At 54.8% G+C, this 283-nt stretch carries 1 pseudogene; it reads right to left on the bottom strand.

The annotated features are described in order from the left end of the window. Positions 1–283 (bottom strand): annotated as a pseudogene (gene glnA / locus OO25_RS22095) (glutamine synthetase); the annotation flags it as partial.

Consider the following 283-nt stretch of genomic DNA (forward strand, 5'->3'; position numbering starts at 1 on the left):
AGCTCAAACTCTACCGGATGCGGAGTCATACGCACGCGGTCATCTTCTTCGCGACGCAGAGCGATGTACGCATCAATTGCTTCGTCAGTGAACACGCCACCGGCTTTCAGGAACTCGCGGTCCAGATCCAGTTCGTTCAGTGCTTCTTCCAGAGAGCCTGCAACCTGTGGGATCTCTTTCGCTTCTTCTGGCGGCAGGTCATACAGGTTTTTGTCCATGGCTTCGCCCGGATGGATCTTGTTCTTGATACCATCAAGACCGGCCATCAGCAGGGCAGCAAAGC

It is taken from the genome of Phaeobacter sp. S60 (assembly GCF_000826845.1).
Classification (GTDB): Bacteria; Pseudomonadota; Alphaproteobacteria; order Rhodobacterales; family Rhodobacteraceae; genus Phaeobacter; species Phaeobacter piscinae.